At 48.5% G+C, this 22251-nt stretch carries 27 protein-coding genes; 14 read left to right on the top strand and 13 right to left on the bottom strand.

The genetic code is table 11. The features are described 5' to 3' along the window. Nucleotides 1–45 precede the first annotated feature (45 nt). Complete coding sequence (gene xerD / locus RIF36_RS15500; protein ID WP_350123540.1) at nucleotides 46–945, bottom strand: site-specific tyrosine recombinase XerD; 900 nt, start codon at nucleotides 943–945, stop codon at nucleotides 46–48. Nucleotides 946–1030: 85 nt separating this feature from the next. Between xerD and aroQ the strand changes: the two genes are divergently transcribed. From aroQ to rnhA, 4 genes are read left to right on the top strand one after another with little or no spacing between them, the layout of a single operon-like run. After that, nucleotides 1031–1453 (top strand): type II 3-dehydroquinate dehydratase, encoded by a 423-nt coding sequence (gene aroQ / locus RIF36_RS15495; protein ID WP_317490792.1) that lies wholly within the window; start codon nucleotides 1031–1033, stop codon nucleotides 1451–1453. After that, nucleotides 1450–2517 carry an aminotransferase class V-fold PLP-dependent enzyme gene (locus RIF36_RS15490; RefSeq protein WP_350078936.1) on the top strand — a complete coding sequence of 356 codons (1068 nt, stop codon included), beginning with the start codon at nucleotides 1450–1452 and terminating at the stop codon, nucleotides 2515–2517. Before aroQ ends, RIF36_RS15490 begins: the two co-directional genes overlap by 4 nt. A 45-nt stretch (nucleotides 2518–2562) precedes the next feature. Further along, nucleotides 2563–3138, top strand: coding sequence for a MarC family protein (locus tag RIF36_RS15485; protein ID WP_317490794.1), 576 nt, complete (start codon nucleotides 2563–2565; stop codon nucleotides 3136–3138). Beyond that, nucleotides 3135–3593, top strand: a complete 459-nt coding sequence (gene rnhA / locus RIF36_RS15480; protein WP_350078938.1) for a ribonuclease HI — start codon at nucleotides 3135–3137, stop codon at nucleotides 3591–3593. The genes RIF36_RS15485 and rnhA overlap by 4 nt, the downstream gene beginning before the upstream one ends. 11 nt (nucleotides 3594–3604) lie before the next feature. Here rnhA and RIF36_RS15475 read toward each other — a convergent pair whose 3' ends face one another. After that, a complete protein-coding gene (locus RIF36_RS15475; protein ID WP_350078940.1) occupies nucleotides 3605–4087 on the bottom strand; it encodes a hypothetical protein in 483 nt (160 codons plus the stop codon). A gap of 280 nt (nucleotides 4088–4367) precedes the next feature. On the opposite strand from RIF36_RS15475, the gene RIF36_RS15470 reads away from it, so the two are divergent. Next, nucleotides 4368–5078 carry a tRNA1(Val) (adenine(37)-N6)-methyltransferase gene (locus RIF36_RS15470; RefSeq protein ID WP_350078942.1) on the top strand — a complete coding sequence of 237 codons (711 nt, stop codon included), beginning with the start codon at nucleotides 4368–4370 and terminating at the stop codon, nucleotides 5076–5078. 6 nt (nucleotides 5079–5084) lie between these two features. Here RIF36_RS15470 and RIF36_RS15465 read toward each other — a convergent pair whose 3' ends face one another. Next, nucleotides 5085–6440 carry a saccharopine dehydrogenase family protein gene (locus RIF36_RS15465; protein WP_350078944.1) on the bottom strand — a complete coding sequence of 452 codons (1356 nt, stop codon included), beginning with the start codon at nucleotides 6438–6440 and terminating at the stop codon, nucleotides 5085–5087. A 79-nt stretch (nucleotides 6441–6519) separates the two neighbouring features. Here RIF36_RS15465 and RIF36_RS15460 point away from each other — a divergent pair, with 79 nt between their 5' ends. Continuing rightward, entirely contained in the window at nucleotides 6520–7023 is a 504-nt protein-coding gene (locus RIF36_RS15460) for a cytidine deaminase (RefSeq protein WP_350078945.1), read from the top strand. Here the strand turns inward: RIF36_RS15460 and RIF36_RS15455 are convergent, their stop codons facing one another. From RIF36_RS15455 to ubiE, 3 genes are all read right to left on the bottom strand, one after another. Continuing rightward, on the bottom strand, nucleotides 7024–7776 hold the full coding sequence (locus RIF36_RS15455; RefSeq protein WP_350078947.1) for an SDR family NAD(P)-dependent oxidoreductase: 753 nt from the start codon (nucleotides 7774–7776) through the stop codon (nucleotides 7024–7026). It lies immediately after the preceding gene. A 135-nt stretch (nucleotides 7777–7911) separates the two neighbouring features. Continuing rightward, nucleotides 7912–8649 (bottom strand): type IX secretion/gliding motility protein PorT/SprT, encoded by a 738-nt coding sequence (gene porT / locus RIF36_RS15450; RefSeq protein WP_350078949.1) that lies wholly within the window; start codon nucleotides 8647–8649, stop codon nucleotides 7912–7914. Then, nucleotides 8598–9320 carry a bifunctional demethylmenaquinone methyltransferase/2-methoxy-6-polyprenyl-1,4-benzoquinol methylase UbiE gene (ubiE, locus tag RIF36_RS15445; protein WP_317490802.1) on the bottom strand — a complete coding sequence of 241 codons (723 nt, stop codon included), beginning with the start codon at nucleotides 9318–9320 and terminating at the stop codon, nucleotides 8598–8600. Before ubiE ends, porT begins: the two co-directional genes overlap by 52 nt. Nucleotides 9321–9466: 146 nt before the next feature. Between ubiE and yihA the strand changes: the two genes are divergently transcribed. The 3 genes from yihA to RIF36_RS15430 are packed head-to-tail and all read left to right on the top strand — an operon-like array spanning nucleotide 9467 to nucleotide 11021. Beyond that, the gene (yihA, locus tag RIF36_RS15440; RefSeq protein ID WP_350078953.1) at nucleotides 9467–10078 is read left to right on the top strand and encodes a ribosome biogenesis GTP-binding protein YihA/YsxC; all 612 of its coding nucleotides are present in this window, start codon (nucleotides 9467–9469) and stop codon (nucleotides 10076–10078) included. A gap of 53 nt (nucleotides 10079–10131) precedes the next feature. After that, nucleotides 10132–10686 carry a DUF5606 family protein gene (locus RIF36_RS15435; RefSeq protein WP_350123537.1) on the top strand — a complete coding sequence of 185 codons (555 nt, stop codon included), beginning with the start codon at nucleotides 10132–10134 and terminating at the stop codon, nucleotides 10684–10686. Continuing rightward, nucleotides 10686–11021 carry a hypothetical protein gene (locus tag RIF36_RS15430; RefSeq protein WP_350123534.1) on the top strand — a complete coding sequence of 112 codons (336 nt, stop codon included), beginning with the start codon at nucleotides 10686–10688 and terminating at the stop codon, nucleotides 11019–11021. Before RIF36_RS15435 ends, RIF36_RS15430 begins: the two co-directional genes overlap by 1 nt. Here the strand turns inward: RIF36_RS15430 and fbp are convergent. The 4 genes from fbp to RIF36_RS15410 form a co-directional block, all read right to left on the bottom strand. After that, nucleotides 10984–12009, bottom strand: a complete 1026-nt coding sequence (gene fbp / locus RIF36_RS15425) for a class 1 fructose-bisphosphatase (RefSeq protein WP_350123531.1) — start codon at nucleotides 12007–12009, stop codon at nucleotides 10984–10986. The two genes, RIF36_RS15430 and fbp, sit on opposite strands and share 38 nt — an antisense overlap. Nucleotides 12010–12095: 86 nt before the next feature. Then, nucleotides 12096–12974: a fructosamine kinase family protein gene (locus RIF36_RS15420; protein ID WP_350123528.1), complete on the bottom strand. Its 879-nt coding sequence runs from the start codon at nucleotides 12972–12974 to the stop codon at nucleotides 12096–12098. Then, complete coding sequence (locus RIF36_RS15415; RefSeq protein WP_350123526.1) at nucleotides 12975–13445, bottom strand: low molecular weight protein-tyrosine-phosphatase; 471 nt, start codon at nucleotides 13443–13445, stop codon at nucleotides 12975–12977. 189 nt (nucleotides 13446–13634) lie between these two features. After that, nucleotides 13635–14729 carry a serine hydrolase domain-containing protein gene (locus RIF36_RS15410; RefSeq protein WP_350123523.1) on the bottom strand — a complete coding sequence of 365 codons (1095 nt, stop codon included), beginning with the start codon at nucleotides 14727–14729 and terminating at the stop codon, nucleotides 13635–13637. 126 nt (nucleotides 14730–14855) lie between these two features. On the opposite strand from RIF36_RS15410, the gene RIF36_RS15405 reads away from it, so the two are divergent. Beyond that, entirely contained in the window at nucleotides 14856–16256 is a 1401-nt protein-coding gene (locus RIF36_RS15405; RefSeq protein ID WP_350123520.1) for a Gfo/Idh/MocA family oxidoreductase, read from the top strand. Nucleotides 16257–16280: 24 nt separating this feature from the next. Here the strand turns inward: RIF36_RS15405 and RIF36_RS15400 are convergent, their stop codons facing one another. Further along, a complete protein-coding gene (locus RIF36_RS15400; protein WP_350123517.1) occupies nucleotides 16281–16916 on the bottom strand; it encodes a TVP38/TMEM64 family protein in 636 nt (211 codons plus the stop codon). Between the two features lie 106 nt (nucleotides 16917–17022). On the opposite strand from RIF36_RS15400, the gene RIF36_RS15395 reads away from it, so the two are divergent. After that, entirely contained in the window at nucleotides 17023–17469 is a 447-nt protein-coding gene (locus RIF36_RS15395) for a pyridoxamine 5'-phosphate oxidase family protein (protein ID WP_350123514.1), read from the top strand. Nucleotides 17470–17525: 56 nt separating this feature from the next. Here RIF36_RS15395 and RIF36_RS15390 read toward each other — a convergent pair whose 3' ends face one another. Beyond that, the gene (locus tag RIF36_RS15390; protein WP_152000793.1) at nucleotides 17526–17744 is read right to left on the bottom strand and encodes a type II toxin-antitoxin system HicB family antitoxin; all 219 of its coding nucleotides are present in this window, start codon (nucleotides 17742–17744) and stop codon (nucleotides 17526–17528) included. A gap of 404 nt (nucleotides 17745–18148) precedes the next feature. Here RIF36_RS15390 and RIF36_RS15385 point away from each other — a divergent pair, with 404 nt between their 5' ends. From RIF36_RS15385 to RIF36_RS15375, 3 genes are all read left to right on the top strand, one after another. Next, entirely contained in the window at nucleotides 18149–18316 is a 168-nt protein-coding gene (locus RIF36_RS15385) for a pyridoxamine 5'-phosphate oxidase family protein (RefSeq protein ID WP_350123511.1), read from the top strand. A 150-nt stretch (nucleotides 18317–18466) separates the two neighbouring features. After that, on the top strand, nucleotides 18467–19981 hold the full coding sequence (locus tag RIF36_RS15380; protein WP_350123508.1) for a Gfo/Idh/MocA family protein: 1515 nt from the start codon (nucleotides 18467–18469) through the stop codon (nucleotides 19979–19981). Between the two features lie 89 nt (nucleotides 19982–20070). Beyond that, complete coding sequence (locus RIF36_RS15375; RefSeq protein WP_350123505.1) at nucleotides 20071–20943, top strand: TIM barrel protein; 873 nt, start codon at nucleotides 20071–20073, stop codon at nucleotides 20941–20943. A gap of 65 nt (nucleotides 20944–21008) precedes the next feature. On the opposite strand, the gene RIF36_RS15370 is transcribed toward RIF36_RS15375, so the two are convergent. Continuing rightward, a complete protein-coding gene (locus RIF36_RS15370; RefSeq protein WP_350123503.1) occupies nucleotides 21009–21872 on the bottom strand; it encodes a hypothetical protein in 864 nt (287 codons plus the stop codon). Nucleotides 21873–22251 lie beyond the last annotated feature (379 nt).

Below are 22251 nucleotides of genomic sequence, written 5' to 3'. Positions count from 1 at the left end.
GATATTTATGGGCAAAGAAAACAACAAAGCATTAATCCACCAATTTTAACTCCGTGGGTGGAACTGCGTAATCACCTGCCTCAGGTAGTCTCTGTCGAGGTGGGTATAAATTTCCGTGGTGGTGATGGATTCGTGCCCCAGCATTTCCTGCACCGCCCTCAGGTCGGCACCGCCTTCTATGAGGTGCGTAGCGAATGAATGGCGGAAGGTGTGCGGGCTGATTTTCTTTTTTAGTCCAATTTTCGCTGCCAGGTCTTTGATCACCATAAACACCATCACCCTGCTGAGCTTAGAACCACGCCTGTTCAAAAACACAAATGCCTCGTTACCTGGTTTGATGGGAATATGCACCCGCACCTCGTTCATGTACATAGTGAGGTATTTCTTGGAGTCGGAGCCAAGCGGAACCAGCCTTTCTTTGCTACCCTTGCCGAGCACTCTGAGAAAGTCGACATCCAGAAACACGTTTTCTCTTTTGAGACCGACTAATTCGGATACCCGAAGACCAGACCCGTAGAGCGTTTCAAGAATGGTTCTATTACGCATTCCCTCAGGTGTTGAGAGGTCAATGGCTGCCAGAAGCTGCTCTATTTCGTTGTAGTCGAGGGTGTCGGGTAGCTTGCGCCCCAATTTAGGCGATTCAATAAGCGCCATCGGGTCTTTCTGGATATCACCCTCATTAAGCAGAAACCGGAAATAGGCCTTGAGGCCTGAGATGATCCGTGCCTGCGAGTGGGCGGCCAGGCCAAGTTCGTTCACATGTTCCAGAAAATCGTGGATATGCTTAGGCTTTACTTCTTCGGGGCTCAGCGAAAGCCCTTTGATTTCCATAAACTGTGCAAACAGGCGCACATCGTGAAGGTAGGCGTCGATAGAATTCTGAGCCAGAGAGCGCTCCAGTTTCAGGTAATTTTTAAATTGCTTAATGTAGAGTTCCCAAGCCATAGGCAGTAAATTTAGGAGAATTGTACTTGCCAATAGTCAAGGAACATTTACTTTACAAAATATTTAGATAACACAGGCTTAAGGTATGCAAATAAGTATCGTTAACGGACCCAATCTGAACCTACTGGGAGTGCGTGAGAAAAGCATTTATGGTGCTCAGTCGTTTGAAACCTATTTCGAAGAACTCAAGAAAGCATTTCCGTCTGTCGATTTGCAGTATTTTCAGTCAAACCATGAAGGGGAACTGATCGACTATTTGCATAAAATTGGTTTTTCGCAGAAAGGCGTTGTGCTCAATGCGGGTGCTTTTACGCATACCTCGGTGGCGCTTGCCGATGCCATCGCCGCTATCGAAACACCTGTTTTGGAAGTTCACATCTCCAATATTTATGCCCGTGAGGCTTTTCGCCATCATAGCTACCTGACAAAGAATTGTGTAGGGATCATCAGCGGACTGGGGCTTACAGGCTACAAACTAGGAGTTCAATACCTGCTTGATAATAAATGAGCCACATCTCCTTTTATCCGGGGCCGTCGAGGGTCAATGCCAAGGTGACCGAGTACTTCTATGATGCTTACATGGAAGGAATACTTTCCGAAAACCATCGGAGTGCTGCCTTTATGAAGCTCTTCAAAAAGACAAAGAAGTTGCTCAAACAAAAACTAGATGTGCCCGAAGACTACGAGATCATTTTCACTTCGTCAGCTACCGAATGCTGGGAGATTATTGCGCAGAGCTTGACAGCAAAAGCCAGTTTTCATGTGTATAACGGAGCGTTTGGTAATAAATGGTGTGAATATGCCGGAAAGCTCGGTGTTGAAACCCATGCCGCTTCATTTGATATAGAAGATTCAATCCCCATAAAGTTACTTGCCGTTCCTGACGAGGCGGATGTTGTTTGTGTTACACAAAATGAAACCTCCAACGGCACGCAGGTAAGCGATGTAGAACTAACGATTTTACGGCGGCAGTTCGCCGACAGGCTCATTGCCGTGGATGCCACTTCCAGCATGGCAGCCACAACACTGCCTTTCAAAATGGCCGATGTTTGGTTTGCCTCTGTGCAAAAAGGATTCGGGCTGCCTTCTGGGATGGGGATTATGATCTTGTCGCCGACCGCCGTTGCAAAGGCTGAGAAATTGAATGAGAACGATCACTACAACAGCCTTCTCTTTTCTATAGCCAATAGCAGAAAGGACCAGACTCCCTACACTCCGAATATATTAGGTATTTACCTGCTCTACCGGCTGATGGAAGACAGAAGACCTATTGAAGAAATTAATAGAAAAGTCAAAAACAGGTTTCTCGACTGGATGGATTTTCTGAACAAGTTTGACTCATGGACACCCCTTGTCGAGAATGAATCGGTGCGTTCTACTACCGTCATTCCACTGAAAGCTGAACCTTCGGTGATAAAAGAGCTGCTGGAGAAGTCCTCCGATGCTGGGTTCACCCTCGGAAGTGGCTATGGTGAGTGGAAGGAAGACACTATACGAATTGCCAACTTTCCTTCCATCAAGAAAAAAGAAATCCAATCTCTTCGCTTTTTCCTCAAGAAAAACTTTGATTAGCTGATTCAGAGAGCAAAATTTGCGCTCCAAATTTTCATAAGGAAAATGTTCAGCTTCAAAGAAATTCTTTCTGTTTCTCTTATCCTCTTTTCTGTTATCGATATCCTTGGTAGCATTCCCATCATTGTGTCGCTCAGGCAGAAGGTAGGGCATATCCAGTCAGAAAAGGCTACTTTGGCGTCGGGGGTTTTAATGATCGTTTTTCTCTTTCTGGGAGAGAAAATTCTCGGTCTTTTTGGGGTTGATATCAGCTCGTTTGCCATTGCCGGAGCACTGGTGATTTTCATTATTGGTTTGGAAATGATTCTTGGTGTGGAGTTCTTTAAGCATGAGCAAATAGAGGGCGGTGCTACTTCCAGCTCTATTGTACCGATTGCTTTTCCGCTTATTGCCGGGGCAGGCACCATGACAACCTTACTTTCCCTGAGGGCGGAATACTCCCTGCCGAATATACTGGTGGGCATCGTGGTCAACCTGCTGTTTGTTTACCTGGTGTTAAAAACCACCAACTGGCTCGAACGTAAACTGGGCAAAGCCGGGCTCAACATCCTTCGGAAGGTATTTGGAATCATCTTGCTTTCGATAGCCATCAAACTGATTAAAACCAACCTACTGACATGAAGGTAATCATGTACACCGACGGCGCAGCAAAAGGCAATCCGGGGCGGGGAGGCTACGGCACTGTGTTGCTGCACAAAGACCTCAGGAAGGAGCTAAGTGAAGGCTATAGGTTAACAACCAACAACAGGATGGAGCTGCTGGCTGTCATCAGAGGTCTTCAGGCACTGAAGAGGCCGGGTGTGCAGGTGGACGTATATTCCGATTCGCAGTATGTGGTGAACTCTGTGGAAAAGGGCTGGCTGGCAGGCTGGGTGAAAAAAGGGTTTAAGGGAAAGAAGAATCAGGACCTTTGGGAGGAGTATTTAAAAGCTTCATCACCTCATAAAGTGAAGTTTCACTGGGTGAGGGGCCATGCTGGCAATGTTGAGAACGAAAGGTGTGATCAGCTAGCAGTGCAAAGCGCTGAAGCTCCGCACTTACTAGTTGACCAAGGATTCGAGGATTCTACTACTTAAACTTACGACTACTAAAGTTTCTTGATTCTGATAAATTCCAGAGCCTCCTCGAAGCTGCTCTTGTTCAGTTTTAAGCTTAGCTCTCCCTTCAGTGTTTCGATAGTGTCTGATGAAAGGCCTGTTTTTGAGCACAATTGCTGTGCGTTGTATCCTTTGGCCGATAGCTCCAAAATGGTCGACTCATCAGTTGTGAGCCATTGTGATGCAGCCCTCAGGTTGCTTTCCAGTCTTAAATTTTCAATGATCAGCTCCTCGATAAGCGAGGCCATTTCATGCTCTGAGAACATATCGCTTAGGATGTCGTTCTCGTCCAGATCAATATAAAAGTCTTCGTGGCCCACTTTCAAATAGATATATTTTTTATCATCGTCGTCTTTTTCTATCAAACGAGCTTCAAACATTCCTTTTCTCTTGTAATTGGTAATCAGCCCTATTACAGATGAGCTTTTAAGATCATCCGCAATTGGTTTATCATTGTTGATTTCAGGTTGCATTGCCTCACGGGGTTAGAAGTTAGTAGTTCGACATTTTCAGAAACCCCAATGATTGCTCAGGTCATTTTTCGGCTGCTTTACTTTTTCCAGGTATCGCTTCCGAACAGGATTTCTGCTGTCATTTTTGTACGCATCGAAGTACCCAAGAATAACACGGAGTTCTATACCTATTTTTAGGTATTTTTAACACTGAAAATCACTTTAGCCTTCCAAACGGCTATTTATGCAGCTACAAATGAGTGTATCACGGGAAGGGGCAAGGTGTTGAAAGCGGTATCGTATGGGAAATAACTTTTTTCAATTCAAGCAATTCAGGATCAATCAGGATGGTGCGGCCATGAAGGTGAGCACTGAGGGCTGCCTGTTAGGAGCTATTGCCACCTGTGGTGGCGATGCCAGTGTTCTGGATATTGGTTCCGGTACGGGGCTGCTGGCTTTAATGATCGCTCAACGAACGAATGGAAAAATAACGTCGGTTGAAGCTGACGGAGAGGCAGCTGCACAGGCGCTTCGAAATGTGGAAAGCAGTCCATGGAGGGAAAGAGTGAATATCGTCAACGCTACCATTCAGGTTTTTGCTGAAGAAGCTCCCGAGTGTTTCGACATGATTGTTTCCAATCCACCTTTTTACACCAACTACGTGCCATCCGATGACGTCAGAAGAAAGCTGGCGATGCATACTTATAGCCTTTCAATGAAGGACCTGGCTGCTGTTGTCGGTAAGCTGCTAATGCCGGAGGGAAGGTTTTATGTGATCTATCCCGCCTACGAGGCAGGACTGTTTGCCCAAACGGCCAAACTACAAGGGCTGCATCCGTTAGAAAACCACATCATCAGAAACAAGGAAGGAGGCTCGATATTCAGAATGATCACCTGCTATGCGAAAACTGAAGCCAAGACAACACAAAGTGAACTGGTGATACGAGATGACTCAAATGCCTATACCGCAGCCTTTAAAAAGCTGCTGGCACCGTATTACTTGAATTTATGACGGTTCTTATCCTTTGGCTGTTTCCATCAAGTCTATTTCCCTTTCGCTGAATTCAAATCCCATGGCTTCCAGCTCCTTCAGCACCGGCTTGTAAATTTCTCTCTTCGTGGGTATTTGCACACCACTCAGTTTGAACTCCCCATTCAAAATCATCTTAGCGCCAATGCCCAGAGGCAGCCCCACTGTTTTGGCCATGGCCGTATCGTTGGCATTGTCGCCCATCACTACCATGTACGACTGGATTTCTCTGGCCTGGTCATCTTCTTTGAAGTCAAACTTATGCCACATCACGATCATGTCCTTTTCGTCTTTGCGTGGCGTCCACTTTTTCTTGAGAATATGCTCCAGAATTTGTGCCGGAGTGCCTTCTTTTAAGCCAACTAACTCATCATCGAACAGACCCAGCCACTTCAGCTTGTACATTTCTTCCGATTCCATGTCAATGTTCAGGTAATGGGCCAGTTTCAATTCTACGGAATCATGTGGATTGAAATACAGAAATGAGTTGATGAACTGGCGGTGTGTCATTTCGTCGACTCTCTCCATTTTAAAGGAGTCGTCGGTCGCACCCAACTGGATAAAAATATCCCAGGCCTTGCAAAAACCGGGTCTGCGCAGTGTGCCCCGGTAAAGGGTTTGGATGTTCTGAAGCTCATAGGAGTCGACATACTTCAGCGAGTCTCTGTTGGCGTATCCTTCAAAATAGCCATGTCCGGGTATGTGGATGACTTCTGTGCGCCTGAACACCTTGTGATAGGGAATATACTTAAATCGCCCCTCCTGAATAAACTTCACAATGCCCTGCCCTGCCAGCACCACGTTGCGGGGGTTCCATGTAAATTTGTACTGCCATGGGTTGTCCTCCGTGGAAGGTGCCAGCAGGCCTCCGGTGAAGGTTTCGAACGCATGGAGCTTGTAGCCTTTGTCTTTGATCCGGTCAAGCACCTTCATGGCCGACATATGATCGAGGCCAGGGTCGAGGCCCATTTCCATGACGCAAATAGCTCCTTTGGCTTTGAATTTTTCATCAAGCGCTTTGACGTCGTCGGAGACGTACGACGCCGTAATCATGTTGATGCCATGCTCTGCACACACTTCAGCCACGTGGATATGGAACTTGGCTGGAAGCATAGAAATGACCAGGTCGGATTGCGTTATTTCTTTGGTTTTTTGCTCCTGATTAAAAACGTCAAAGGAGATTACTTGCACATTCTCAACAGAGCCGAACTTTTCACTTAGAAAGCCAACATCGAGATCGCCAATGCAGAGCTGCCAGTTGTTCTCTTTCAAAAGGCTGATGAGGTAGTTAATTAAAGAAAAGGAAGACCTTCCGGCTCCGACCAACAGTATGCGCTTCGTCATAAATATTTTGGGTTAAATCGTTCGAAAATTAGCCGATTTGGTGGAGGCTTTAAAACTTTTTCAACAATAAATCAGTATAATGCTGTCCATCGAATATGTATATATGAGCAGAACGGGTAAAGTAGAAATCGATTATACAATCGTGCCATTAGATGAGCTGGGTAAAGAAGAGGCTGCACTAGTGAAAAGCGCCTCGCAGGCACGCTTCACTGCACACGCACCTTATTCCAATTTTCAGGTGGGGGCGGCGGCATTGCTGGCTGATGGTACTGTCGTGGCCGGTTCCAATCAGGAAAATCGTTCTTTTCCCGCAGGGCTTTGCGCTGAGAGGGTTTGCCTCTACCATGCGTCATCCAACTATCCCAACACGCCAATTGAAATACTGGCTGTTGTCGCTTTTCCGGCAAAGTCGGAAGTGGCCGAGCCGGCTCACCCATGCGGAGGCTGCCGACAGGTGATGATGGAAATGCAGCATAAGCAACGCCGTCCATTCAAGTTGTTAATGCTTTACCCCAACGATGAAGTGCTGGTGCTCGAAAAAGCCAGTGATTTGATGCCGTTTCCCTTTGAATCCGAAATCTGATCAGGACTCCCTGTGCACCATGGTGGCGCTTGCCTGGGCGGTCGGGAATAGCACGATGTCGCTGAGCAGCACATGAGGAGGCCGGGTCACCACGTACTTGATTACATCTGCCACGTCATCGCCTGTCAGAGGTTTCATTCCTTTGTATACCTGTTTGGCTTTCTCTTCATCGCCTTTGAAGCGAACCAGCGAAAATTCAGTTTCCACCAGACCGGGGTGAATGCCCGTTACTCTAATGCCATAGGGGTTCAGGTCCAGTCGCATTCCGTTGGTAATGGCATCTACGGCATGCTTGCTGGCACAATACACATTGCCTTTTGGATACACCTCTTTCCCGGCAATTGACCCAATGTTTACAATAAAACCCGACTTTTTTTCTACCATACCAGGGATGATGGCCTTGCTTACATAAAGCAACCCCTTCACATTGATATCAATCATGTCGTCCCAGTCTTGTGTGCTGCCCTCATGAATAACATCCATGCCATGCGCATTGCCGGCATTGTTGATAAGCACATCGATATCTCTCCAGTTCGATGGCAGCGACTCAATGGCCTGGTTCACGGCCCGCTGATCTCTTACGTCGAAGCTCAGTACGTGCACATCAGTTTCGGTTCGCAGGTTGTGGGCCAGCTCCTCCAGCTTGTCTTTTCGCCTTCCGCAAATGATCAGGTAAAACTGGTCGGCAAGGTAGTGGGCAGTTGATTTTCCAATGCCTGAGGTGGCACCTGTGATGAGAGCGATCTTTTTCATGGAGCTAAAATGCTTTGGTGAGTAAACAGCGGCAATTAAAGGCATAGCGACCTAAACTTCAACCAAATGGCGCATAGCCTGCCACAATCAGTGGACAAATAGTTGCTGAAAGTTGAGAATGGTCAACGGAGCAAATTAAGATGGACCGCCTTCGAAGGTAATGTAAAGGGTTAGGTTGTGAGGTGAAACCCGCTTTAGCGGATCGTTGTACTTGTTCACGTCGTTAGTCAGGATATTGGAGATTCCCCAGGAGTAGCGAATTTCCGGGGCGAACTTGAACAGCGGGTAGTAGAGGTCGAAGCCAACACCGGCTTCCAGCGCCACAGAAGTGCTTTTGGTGAGCAAACGCTCGCTGGCGTCTGCTTTGTCGTCTTTTCCACGGGCCTCAATGGTAGGAGTGATGCCACCTATCAGGTACATCCCAATATTATCACGCCTCACTGATCGGTATTTCAGCAGCATAGGCAACTCCACCGTGGTGGCGTCAACCAGCTGCTCCAGTGTGTTTCCCGTCACCGACCGATACAGTAGTTTGTTTTCATAGAACCCAACGGTGATCAAAAACCGGAAATCGAGGTATTGCATCACCCTCATGTTGGAAATAAAGCCAATTTTGAAGCCGCCCAGGCTGTGAGGAACTACCGAATGAAGCGTGTCATCGGCAGCAAAGGCATCGGAATATTGAATGGCATATCGGGAACTGTGCAGGCCCATTCCAAATCCATAGTGAAGAAACTTTTCAGTGTAGTTGGGTAGGTTGATGACAGTGCTGTGCTGCGCTACGGATGACGAAGCAAGGCCAAGCAGCAAAATAATTATTGCTACTTGATGCCGGTATAAATGGAGCAAATGCCGAAGGTTTGTGGTTTGCATATTGTTTTTTTGAACCCAACCCGATCCAGTATGTTAGTAAACAGCACCCCGTCGGGAAACGCTTTTACCGACTCGGGAAGGTATGTATATGCCGCCCGGTCTTTGGAAATCATTCTGCCGATAATAGGCAATATGTACTTAAAATAAAAGCTATAAAGCTGCTTCATGGGAAAGCGGGTGGGTTTTGAAAACTCCAGCACCACCACTTTTCCTCCTGGTTTCAGCACCCGCCACATATCGGCCAGCCCTTTTTCCAGGTTTTCGAAGTTCCTTACCCCAAAGGCAACGATCACTGCATCGAAGGTATTGTCATCGAAGAGCAACTTTTCTGAATCGCCCATTTGAAGTTCAACTTTGTCTTCCAGCTTCATGCGGGCAATTTTTTTCTTACCCATGGCCAGCATGCCCTCCGAGATGTCGACGCCAATTACTTTGTCGGGTTTCAATGAAAGGGCTTCAATAGCGAAGTCACCTGTGCCCGTAGCGATGTCGAGTATTTGCTTTGGCTTTATCTCTTTAAGCTCCCGAACAGCTTTTTTTCTCCAAACGATATCGATGCCAAGGCTGAGGAAGTGATTGAGGAAATCGTACCGGCGGCTAATGTTGTTAAACATTTCAGCTACCTGAGCTTTCTTGCTTCCTTCCTTTTCTTTGTAGGGTACTACGGTCATCTAGTGCAAATAATTGTCAATAAAACCAGTAAAAGGGCAATGAATGAGGGAACTGGTGTGCGAAACTTTTCGCAAGTATACTGCAAACCTTGCGTTTTTAAAATTTGTTCTCGATAGGGTTTGTATCTTTGCCAAAATTTCAAAAAATGCGGATTGATACAGCCACTTTTCTGGCAAGCTATGCCAACGTTAATACCTGCCCCGAATCCGAGCTGCCGGAGTATGCTTTCATTGGGCGCAGTAATGTCGGCAAGTCGTCGCTCATCAACATGCTGACCAATCACAGTAAATTGGCCAAAACGTCGTCAAAGCCAGGAAAGACCCAGTTGCTCAACCAATTCCTGATCAACGATTCGTGGCTGCTGATGGACATGCCGGGCTATGGCTGGGCCAAAGTAAGCAAGACAGAAAAGGCCAAGTGGGAGATCATGAACCAGCAATACTTGCTGGAAAGGAAGAACCTGTGCAACCTGTTTGTGCTCATCGATTCGAGGCTTCCTCCCCAAAAAATTGACCTCGAGTTTCTTAACTGGGCAGGGGAGAACGAAATACCACTATCAATTGTGTTCACTAAAGCCGACAAACAGTCAAAAAACCATACTCAATCTTCAGTAGCGGCCTTTATGAGGGAATTGAAGAAGTATTGGATTTTTCTGCCTCCATCGTTCGTGACTTCAGCTGAAGACAAGCGGGGAAAGGAAGAATTGCTCGGCTATATAGAAGAAGCCAACGGGCTTTTTATGCAAAAAAGTGATTAAGCGTTGAATGGTGAGATTAAAATATCTAAAATTGCGCCCACAAACTGACAAATATGGAGTTTAAAGAAATTGCAACAGTGTCTGGCAAAGGCGGACTTTACAAAGTTCTCAATCCTACCCGCTCAGGCGTCATACTGGAATCGTTAGATGAAAAGAAGTCCAAGCTGATAGTCAACGCTAACTCCAAAGTGTCTATCCTTCATGAAATCTCTATTTACACCACCGATAATGAAGGCACGGTGGCGTTGGAGGACGTAATGCGCAAGGTGCACAAGGAATTTGCCGGCGACACTGGTCTTACCAAAAACTCCGACAACGAAGAGCTGAAGTCGTTTCTGAAGCATGTGTTGCCCACTTACGATGCCGATAGGGTATACGTGTCCGACATTAAAAAACTGGTGAACTGGTACAGCATTTTGGTGGACGTGGCCCCTGAGGTTTTCGACGAGCCCAAAGAAGAGGTGAAGGAAGAAAAGCCAGCCAAGGCAAAGGCACCCAAAGAAGCTGCTGCTACGAAGGCTCCTGCTGCCAAGGCTGCTGAAAAGCAACCCAAGGAAGAAAAAACCAAGGCCAAGCCCGCTGCCAAAAAGAAGTCCGCAGGCAAGTAATGGCCGAGCGTGATCTTGCCAACAGGACACTGGAGTTGCTGAACAAGCATTTCGAGGTGCCTGAAAGTGTTGAGAACACCGCAGCTGATGATGAAGACAAAGCCAGGAGTTTGCTTATAGAAGTGCTGACTCCTGTCGTTCGTCGGATGCTTGATCAATCCTTTGAACAGCTACTGAACATCCTCTACCGGATCGACCTGCCTGAACCTAAAGTCATATCCTTGCTGGAAGAGAGCGCACCCGAACAGGTGGCGGCCAATCTTACCGCTGCCATTGTTGATCGGCAGCTGGAGAAAATCAAACTAAGGGAGAGGTATCGGCGGTCGCCAGACTGAACGACTCTGCCATTTCCATCATTTCGCTGGATCCGATGAAGAAGGGTGTTCTCTGGTGAAGCTCGTTGGGTAGTAAATCAAGAATTCTGTTTCCTTTTCCGTCTGTGGCTTTCCCACCTGCCTGCTCAATGATATAGGCTAGTGCATTGCATTCGTAAAGCAGTCTCAGCTTTCCGTTAGGCGCTTTCGGAGTAGCCGGGTAAATATAAATGCCGCCTTTCAGCATGTTTCTGTGGAAGTCGCCGACCAACGAGCCGATGTACCTGGCAGTAAGTTGTTGCTCCTTGCAGTGCTGAATATACTGCTGAACACCAGGATCGAAAAGCTGACTGGGCCCTTCGTTGATGGAGTAAATATTGCCAGTGGTTGGAGTTTTCATGTTGGGGTGCGACAAGAAGAACTCTCCCAGCGACGGATCATAAGTAAATCCATTGACCCCGTGTCCTGTGCTGTACACCAGCATGGTAGAAGAGCCGTAGAGCAAATAGCCTGCCGCCACCTGGTCATCACCTTTTTGCAGCACATCCTCCCGCAGGGCGGGGCCGCCTACCGGCGATAATCTTCGGTAAACTGAAAAAATAGTACCAATGGATACGTTGACGTCGATATTGGAAGAACCATCAAGCGGATCGATGGCGACAATGTATCTTCCGTGTGGATTGTTGAGGTCTATGATGCCGTCGTCTTCTTCCGATACGATGGCACACACCTCGCCGCCGTTTCTCAGCGCTCTTTTGAAACGGATATTGGCAATGACATCAAGCTTTTCTTGATTTTCACCCTGGATGTTCTGCTCACCGACTGAGCCTCCCAGGTCCACCAGGCCGGCACGGCTGATCTCTCTATTGATGATTTTGCCTGCCAGCCCGATGTCTCTCAGAATTTGGGATAATTCCCCGGTAGCAAAAGAAAATTCGTCTTGTTTGTTTTTAATAAAACGATCAAGCGTTGTGCCAACGGGTTGGCCCAATTTGCTTTTGTCTACCATCCGCTTAAACTTTGGGTTAATGTCTAAAACAGGCCTAAAACTACATCTAAATCGATTGCACCAGCAAGAAAACCGCTGAAAATATTTTAAATATACCTGGAAAGTGTTCGCTCAATGGCTGGGAGATAGGAGGTGCCAAACAGGTTGACATGCACCATCAGAGGGTAGAGGTTACAGAGATCGGTTCTCTCTTTCCAGCCAGGCTGCAGGGGGGAAGATTCGTGGTAGGCGGAATAGAAGGAGGCATCAAATCCTCCAAACAGTTGGGTAAAGGCCAGGTCCATTTCCCGGTGTCCGAAATAAACTGCAGGATCGATGAGCCAGGCATGTCCATCGGGCCCTGTGTGCACATTGCCACTCCACAGGTCGCCATGGAGCAGGGAAGGGCGCTCTTCAGGAAAAAGAGTGGGCAGCTTAGCGTAGAAGGCTTCAAATCGTAACACCGTGTCGTTGGCAATAAGGCTGTTATAAGCAGCCAGGCCCACCTGCGGTTTTAACCGGCACTCGACAAAGAAATCGGCCCAAGATTGCTTGGATTCATTTTTTTGTGGAAGGCGACCAATGTAATTGTCGTGATTGAGGCCAAAGTAGGAAGAGGAGTGGCGATGAAGGGCTGCCAATTCCCTTCCAAGTGTTTCTGAATAGTTGGTTGCTCGCCTGCCAGACTCAAGGAATTCGAGTAATAAATAATCTTTCCCTTCAATGGTGCCAGTATTGATTATTTCCGGCACCCGCACGGCTCCCGTGTCTTGCAGGAGCTTCAGCCCTTTGGCTTCCACTTCGAACATGCCTGCTGGTGCGCTTTCGTTCCATTTCAGAAAAAATACGCCAGCCTTGCAGCTTAATTTGACCGTATTGTTGATGCAGCCACCAGCCACAAAGCTAAAATCGATCTCTTCTGTCTCTACACCCGTACTTTGGAAGATGACCTTTTCGAAGAACGATTTAAAATGCTCATCAAACATTTAGAGGTTCTTTTCCCGGGCAATGCTGTCAATTAGTTTGTCGCTTGCCCGCCACAGCATGTCGTACACTTGCTGAAAACCGTCCATGCCTCCGAAGTAGGGATCGGGCACATCGAGGCTGTCACGTTGCTCATCAAATTCCCTCATCAGGTAAAAGTGGGGATGCTCCTTTTTGAAAACAGCGGCAATGTCTCTGTAGTTGTTTTGATCCATGGCAAGGATATAGTCAAACTCGTGATAGTCTTCAATCCGAATCTGCCGGGCTTTGTGGTCAATGGGCGTATTGTTGCCAATGGCGCAGTCGATGGTGCGTGGGTCGGGGTCGGCGCCGATGTGGTAGCGTGAAGTTCCCGCTGAATCGGACGCTATCTGGTCGGACAGCCCCCGCTCTTTGAGCTGCCGGTTAAAAATTGCTTCCGCCATCGGTGACCGGCAAATATTTCCCAGACATACAAAAAGTACCTTTATCATGCTTAAATATGGCCTTTTAAAATAAAATGAAAAAAAATAAATTATTTCCGAAAAGGGTGGTTACCTATCGGTGGTTTCCCGTATATACCTCTACATAACACAAATTTATTCATACACCTGTTTAACAGTAAAGAAAGCCTCTTGATCTTCAGGAGGCTTTTCTTCTTTTACAGCCTCAATATCGCTTCATTATTTGTCACTGGCGAGAAAAAGCTCGACGATCCGGTCACTCACATTTCCATACTTTGTAACAGAGGAGTTTGATAAAAGCACGAGAATCAAGCCTTCTTTGGGGTAGACCCGAAAATCAGTAATGCCTCCCACAGAGCCGCCGGTGTGGCCGAAGCCCTTTCTGCCGTTCTTTTCCCAAACACCCCAACCAACCCCGTAACCAGTTGGGTTGCCGTCTGCCAGCACTTGAGAGGTGAGCAAAATGGAACGACTGCTATCGCTCAGGAAAGTTCCTGTTCTGTAGGCTTCACCAAATTTTATCAGGTCGGTGGTGCAGGAAATAAATCCGCCGCCAGCCCATTTGTAGCTGTTGTCAACATAAGTTGCGTTCACGATGCTTCCCAGGCTGTCGAGGTCGTAGAAAGAGGTGCGCCCCTGGATGATCTCGTGGTTGACATCTGGTGTGGTACGATCCATGTGCAGGGCCTCAAACACATTCTTTTGCACAAAAGGAAGAAAATCTTTCCCGCTGGCACCTTCTACCACGGCACTCAGGAGGTTGAAACCATAGCTCGAATACGAATACCGTGTGCCGGGCTCAAACAATAACGTATCGTCTTTGAAAATATCGAGTCCCTCCGCAACCGTGGGGTAATAGCTGCTGCTTAGCATTTCATTTCCCCTGTAGTGCCTGATGCCTGCAATATGGCCGCCCACCTGTTTCACGGTTACGGGATACTTCTTTGCTGGGAAATTGGGTACGTAGGTTTGCACAGGTTGTGTGAGGTCGAGTTTACCTTCATCCATCAGCCACGCAACAGCAGATGCAGCTATCGGCTTTGAAACACTACCTATCCTGAAAAGCGTGTAACCTGCTTTGACAGGGACTTCGTTCTCAAGATCGGCATAGCCAAAACCTTGTGACCATACAATCTCCCCATTGATGGCAACGGCTACGTCGATGCCCGGCACTTTCTCCGCAGTCATAAGCGAATCTATCATTCGGCTGCTTTCTGCAATGGCAGCTTTGTAGGGAGTGGAAGACGTTTCGGGTTGCTGGCAACTGTAAGCGAAACAGATAGCGGCAAGGTAGGTCAGGAGCATTTTTTTCATCACTCAATATAATCAAATTTGAAAACAGGGCAGCCGCCGCTCACATCAGCCATTTGGAGAATGACAAGAAATGCTTCGAATTCCCGGGACAAATGGTTATCTTGATTGAAACCTATTTAAATACATATGCAGAGAAGATCATTTGTAGCTACTACCGGAGCGGCCGTGGCCGGCTCCATGTTGGTGAATCCCATGAATGCTTTCGCCCGCCGGGCAAAAAGGAAAGTAGTAATGGTAGGCACAGGGTCAAGGGGAATTGGCTTCTGGGGAAAGAGGGTTGTTAACAGCTACGGCGACGACCTTGAGTTTGTTGGCCTGCATGATGTGAACAAAGGGCGGATGGAGTTGGCTAAAAACGACTTTGCGCCCAATGCCAAAATGTTCGACAACTTCGATGACATGCTCGACAAGACCACGCCTGATCTGGTAATTGTTACCACCATGGATTCCACGCACCATGAATTCGTTATCAAATCGCTAAATAAAGGTTACAATGTGCTGACGGAAAAGCCCATGACGACCGACGACGTCAAATGCCAGGCGATACTGGATGCTGAGCGCAAGTCGGGCAAAAAGGTGATTGTGGGCTTTAACTACAGGTATTCTACTTTGGCCACGGCTATCAAACAGCAACTGGCAGACAATGCAGCCGGTAAACTCACCTCGGTGGACTTCCATTGGTACCTCAATGTGTATCACGGGGCGGATTACTTCCGTCGCTGGCACCGGTTGGTTGAGAACAGCGGAAGCCTTTGGGTGCACAAGGCCAGTCACCATTTCGATCTGCTCAACTGGTGGATCGATTCCGACCCGGTGGAAGTGGTAGCGTTTGGCGAGTTGGAGCATTATGGCAAGAACCACACTGAATTCAAGCACACCAACTGCCGGCCATGCCCGCACAAAAGTAACTGCAAGTTTTACTGGGATATGACCAAAAGCAAAAACCTGATGAGCCTGTACGCCGACAATGAAAAATACGATGGCTACCTGAGAGACGGCTGCGTATGGAAAGACGATATCAACATTTACGATAAAATGAGTGCCCAGATCAAATATGCTAACGGAGTGGTGGTGAACTATTCGTTGACGACCTATTCACCATACGAAGGCTGGAGAGTGGCTTTCAATGGTATGGAGGGCAGGCTCGACAGTTGGGAGGATATTCCATGGCAGCAGGGCAAAGACGAGGTGGACCAGGCCAACCGCCATGAGCTGGAAATGACACAGGGCAAAAAGGAAGAAGCTGAGGAGTTTGACCAGATGATGGTGATGAAGAATTTTGCCGACTATCAGCAGATCAAAGTGCCGAGAGTGAGAGCGGGCCATGGCGGCGGCGACAGCCGACTACAGGACAGGATTTTTAAAGATCCGAATGCGGCCGATCCATTGCGTCATGCAGCTGGTAGCCGTGATGGAGCCATGGCGGTGCTGATTGGTGTGGCTGCCCGAAAAAGCATAGAGCAAGGCAATAAGAAAATCAGGATTGCTGACCTAACAGATTTGAAACCCAGCGTAAAGCGACTTTAATAGCTATGTGTGTGAAGGCGGGGCTTACGCTGTAAGCCTTGCCTTAAAAATGGGCCTGATGGCAAGCCAAATCAGCGGAGGCAGCCCTGCGCTTAATATCACTGCAATGGTAGGATTCTCTGTCCCCGCACTTCCGATAAAAGCAAAAACAAAGCCCATGGGGATGGCACTGCTGGCCAGCGCCAGGTGAAAGTGTGTGGCATTCATGCGCACCATGCCGGCCATGCACGAAATCACCTCAGGAAATACCGGTAGCCAGCGGGAAAGCACCACCACCCAGCCGCCTATTTTGCCGGATAGCTTCTTTCCTTTTTCGTAGTCCTTTGCGCCCAGCAGTTTAATAGCGGCCTTTTCTCCCATCATGCGGCACAGCCAGTAGCCGAAAGAACCTGTGATGAACGAACCGGCTGCACTAATGAGTCCGCCGACTACAGGGCCATAAATATAACCCAGGGCAGACATGACAAGCGTGGCAGGTAGCGGGAGCAGCAAGTCGCCCATCAGCAGCACAATGCCCATGAGCCAGGCCCAGCTGCCATACTGGCTGAGCCAGCTAACGGAGCCGTCCATAGAGAAAGTCTCCATGAGCGGATCGCCCCAGATGAAGAAGGAGATCAGCACAATGGCCGCCAGGGCGAGAAAAAGGTAAAGGAGACGCATGAACGAAGGTATTCAGGAGACGTAATTTAACCAATAGCGGGATGGTTTTTATCCTGCTGTTTTTCAAAGGAAACCGTTAATTTTAGCTCACTAAGAACAGAGACCTATGCCGAAACCTACACCCGAACCTATCGACCCTGCCAAAGTACCACAGCTGGCTGCCGAGCTTGTAAAAAAGGTGAAATTCCCTGTGCTGGCTACCATCGACAACGACCAGCCCAGGCTGCGGCCCGTGTCGCCGGTGCGAACGGACGGTTTTACTGTGTATGTGGCTAATCTGAAAAGCTACGGAAAGACGGCGGAAATTGCCACCAACCCCAAAGTGGAGCTTTGTTATGTCGACGAAGAGCATAACCAGGTGCGTATCACCGGCGTGGCAGAAGTGGTGATTGACAGGGCTTTGCTGGAAGACATCTGGAACAGCAACCGCCTGTTGCAACACTATCTGGGCAGCGTTGATAATCCCCAGCTGATTGTGTATAAAATAGTGCCCAACCGGGTACGCTTCATGCTGGAGTGGGCGCTGGAGTATTATGAGGTGCCGCTGGCGTAAGTCGTTGAACCGCTATACACAGCGTTACGAAGTGCTTTAGAATTAGAATAGCCTGCTCATGCGAACATCAGCTTTCCTTTGGGAGTTGGTATATTTCGTCCGTTCGCAACGGCAGTTTCTATCCATTCCTCTATCACCACTTCGACATTTGCCAAAGCCGCCTGATATGTTTCTCCATCTGCGGCACACCCAGCCAGTTCTGGTACTTCAGCGACAAATGCATCGTCTTCTTTGCTCCAGTAAATAATTATTTCGTACCTGGGTTTATTATTCATTCTCTCTCAAGTTAATCTGATATTTCACAACAAACCCTATGTGCAGTAGCAAGTTTCTGAATTCCTCAAACCCGATATTTTTATCGGAAGTTCCACGTAGAATTTTGATTAATAGTTTTTCGTGCCTGCCCATGCAAGGTGAAATTGATAATTAACCGTTTACTGTGGGCCAATTTGCAAATAAATTCATCCGGCATTTCAAACGATAGATAAGTCAAATGGGTCGTTTTCCACCAACTTTGCCTGGTGTTCCAAAGGGCTCCCGGATAGGTAATAGCAGGGAGTCTCCGACTCGGTTTATATCAAAGTGTGGCAGATCTTTTGTAGCTTCTTTGGTGGAAAGCGTCAAAGACTCAATGCATTTAAATACACAATAGCCCTGCGTCACTCAAATGTAAAAAGAGGTGATTGACAGGGCTTTGCTGGAAGACATCTGGAACAGTAACCGCCTGTTGCAGCACTATCTGGGCAGCGTTGACAATCCACAGTTGATCGTTTACAAGGTAGTGCCCAACCGGGTCAGGTTTATGCTTGAATGGGCGCTGGAATACTATGAGGTGCCGTTGGCCTAGCCACTTGCCAGCGATGGCTTAATACACCAGTGTTTCCGCCAACAATTTCCCCATTCAACACTTTTGCTTTGTGATCTTCATAGCCGGGTGGTAACTTATAGTACGTTCCATGTATCGAAACAACTATAGAACGCTCTAACTACTTAAACTATGGCACCAGCAAGAAAAATCAACCGGCGGGAGTTCGTCGGGTCGGCTGCTTTGGCGTCGATGGCATTTACTATTGTTCCCAGGCATGTTGTGGGAGGTGTAGGTTATGTTGCTCCCAGCGACAAGCTCAACCTGGCCTACATTGGCTGCGGCACCCAGGGCATGCGGGAAATGGTCGGCCTTATCGCCAATCCCAAGCTGCAAATCACGTCCGTTTGCGATCCTAACAAACTTAGCACCGACTATATCGACTGGTCACCTTACGGCATAAGAAACAGCATCAGAAAGGCGCTGGGTGACGACTCCTGGGGGGCGAACTTCAATGGGATTATGGGCGGAAGGGATGTAGGTCACGATTTTGTGACGAGATACTACGCTAAGAACAAGCCATCCGGAAAGTACAAGGGGTGTCAATCATACGAAGACTTCAGGGAGCTGCTGGAGAAGGAAACAGACATCGATGCGGTGAAGGTGATGACGCCCGATCACCTGCACGCCACCGTGTCGATAGCAGCCATGAAAAAAGGCAAACATGTGGTGATTCATAAGCCCATTGCCAACCGGATGCACGAAACTAAGCTGACCATAGACACGGCGAGAAAAACCGGCACGAGCACCCACTTATTAGCCTGGAGCAAGCGGAGTGGCAATGATTTGGTGAAAAAATGGATTGACGAAGGAGCCATTGGCAACCTTAAGGAAATTCACAACTGGTCGTACCGCCCGGTATGGCAGCAGTGGACGCAAAACCCGACCGACAAACCGGCTGTGCCCGATGGCTTCAACTGGGACTTGTGGCTCGGCCCTGTGCCTGATCGGCCCTACCACCCCAACTATGCCCACTGCGTGTTCCGGGGCTGGTACGACTTCGGTGGAGGCAGCATAGCCGACATGGGCCACTACAGCCTGTGGCCGCTTTTCCTGACTTTGGGAGTGAAAACACCTGCCTACAGTGCTGAAGCCTATGGCACAACCACCCGAACGACAGTAGATGGTGTCAGTAAAGCGGTGGTGAATGACGTTGCCTTCCCTTATTCCAGTATCGTTCGGTTCAAGTTTGCCAAACAAGGGACACTCCCTGCCTTCGACCTTTTCTGGTACGACGGAGGCATGAAACCCCCGACTCCTGAAGAGCTGGAAATAGATGGCAAGGACATGCCGCAGGAAGGCATGATGTTCGTGGGAGACAAGGGAAAGATTTTGGCGGAGTTCAGGTGCGAGAACCCAGTGTTGCTGCCCGAAGCCAGGATGAAAAGCTATCAGGCAGGGAAGCCTGCCCCCGAGGAAACCACGGTACGGGGCGACGATGTATGGATCGATGCTTTTCAAAGTAAAACGCAGTCACCTGGAAGCTTCCTTTATGCGGGGGCTATTTCGGAGACCATCAACCTGGGCGCTGTTGCTCTGCGAGCGGGCAAACGGGTGGTGTATGACTCGGCGAAGATGGAAATAACGAACGACGCCGAGGCGAACAAGTTCCTCAGAAGAGAATACAGGAAAGGCTGGGAGCTGTAAGAGAATGCAGGATTGTCGTGCCCACAACTTGTTGGTGGCACCACTTGCACCGACAAGGCTAACCAAAAGAAGATTTAAACACCTACGATATGAACAGAAGAGATTTTATGGGAAAAACAGCGGCTGTTGGTGCCGCCTCCCTGATGGGGCCCGCAGCCTTTGCGGCCTCCAAAAAGAAACCGTCAACCCCTATCATTATGAAGGATGATATTTCGCTGGCCCAATGGTCGCTGGTGGATGAGGTGAGAGAGGGGAAATGGAAAACCCTGGATTTTGCTAAAGTCGCCAGGGAAGACTTTGGTTTGAACGGTATAGAGTATGTGAACACACTCATGGAAGTGCCTCACGAAAACTACCTGAAGCAGCTTAACAAGAACGCCGCCGACCACGGTGTGAAAAATGTGCTGATCATGGTAGACGCCGAAGGCGACGGAGCCTCCGACACCAAAGAGGGTCGTAAGCAGTTTGTGATCAATCACCGCAAGTGGATCGACATCGCCCAGTACCTGGGCTGCCATGCCATACGCACCAACTGCAGAGGACCGGAAGGTGCCAACCCGGAAGAAGCGCTGAAATGGGCAGTGGAATCGTACAATATGCTGCTGGAGTATGCCATGGAGGCCGGTATAAAGGTGGTCATTGAAAACCACGGTGGAGTTTCGAACGACGGCGACTGGATGGTGAGGCTGATGCAGGAGGTGAACAACCTGTATTTTGGCACCTACCCCGACTGGCGCCGCCCCATGGACGACTTTGACAATGTGAAGTACCTCGAAAAGACGCTGCCTTATGCGCACGGCATGAGCTACCGCAACCAACCCACTGAGGAGCTGACAGCCAAAATGATCAACATGGCCAAAGACTCAGGGTACAGCGGCTGGTATGGCATTGAGTCGAGCGGCAGGGCTGAAATTAAGAAAGGAAAAGAGTTGCTCAATAAGTACTTGCTCAATAAAAAGTAAAATTTGGTGTGTGAGGAAAGCTTTCGGCTGGCACAAGCCAGCCGAAAGCCTTTGTGGTAACTTATTTACCGCTGGTTCATAAAAGCAAAGCCCCAGGTCATGTTGAGGTAGAAGCCAGTATACGGTCTTGAGCCAATTTCGGCAGTAAACACACTGTTCATCAGGCGCTTGTACTCTCCGTCGTGGGGATCGAGGTACCACTGAAAGCCACCACGCCAGCCAACAAACTTGTCTTTCTTCAACTCAGGAGCAATGGCTTCGTCGCTTAAGCTTCTCACTGGAAAGAGCATGACGTCGATGAAGTACCTGCCAAAGCCAGCGCCGATTCTGTCAATATCGTCGTTGATTTTTGTCTTTACGTAAGCCTGAGAGGTTTTTTGCACGCCAATATAAGGCCCCACAAGCGATAGGCTTCCCACCGCTGCTGCTGCCTGTATACCGTCGCTTTCAACGCCGAGCCCACGGGTGTAGATACCGCCCCGCATTCCATATTGGTCTTTGTAGTCCATGTCGGCGATATTGAGGTATTTGGTTTCTTCTATGTTGTATTGCCTGCCATTTTCATATTTGGTATCTGCGTAGGGATTGTAGCTCAGGATAACCGGCACGTCTTTTATCTTCGTTTTTGTTTTTAAGGGAAGAAAAATGCCGCCTTCCAGGTGATAGCCAAGCCCCTTGCCCTCGAACTGCCAAATATCTATTTGGGCATCGCCTTCAAATGCCAGCTTATCAGAAATGCCCATGCGGGCATTGGCACCCACTAGTATGCTTAAGTTGGCACCGGAAAACTCTGAGCCAAATTCGGGTGCCACGAACTTGGTATAAGCCTTTTCCGGGTCGTTTTCAAGAACGGTGTAAGAGTAACTCTGTGCTTTGACTTGGCTCAGCGTGACGACAACTGCGAATAGGGTAAGTGCTAATTTGCGCATAGGTGTTTTTTGCACAAATATCCCGGGTAGCGCCGTTTGAGGGTATCAGTGCCGTATGGCAAATTGTATCAGGGGAGGAGGGTATTTGTGCGGGTATTTCTGCCGGCAGGTGAAGACATCAGGCCCGAACGATGGAAAGAAAGGGTCTGTTAAAAAGTAAAGAGGGCGCTCCTGCGGCTTGCACAGAGCGACCTCTTTACTCGTTACCCTCTTTACCCGTTACCCCTTCTCCTCTACCTTACCATCGGCGTGGATGGCGAACCTGCCCTTTTCTCTCGCATGCACATGCTCGTGATTGGGCCAGGGCCAGCCGCCAAACTGCGTGCGTTGGTACTCCCGTACCCGTGGGCTGTCCCCTGACAGCACACTTCATCATTCC

Source organism: Imperialibacter sp. (assembly GCF_040222815.1).
In the GTDB taxonomy this organism is placed as follows: Bacteria; Bacteroidota; Bacteroidia; order Cytophagales; family Cyclobacteriaceae; genus Imperialibacter.
Note: the sequence above shows the minus strand (reverse complement) of the source record. Positions and strands in the feature narration are given on the sequence as shown.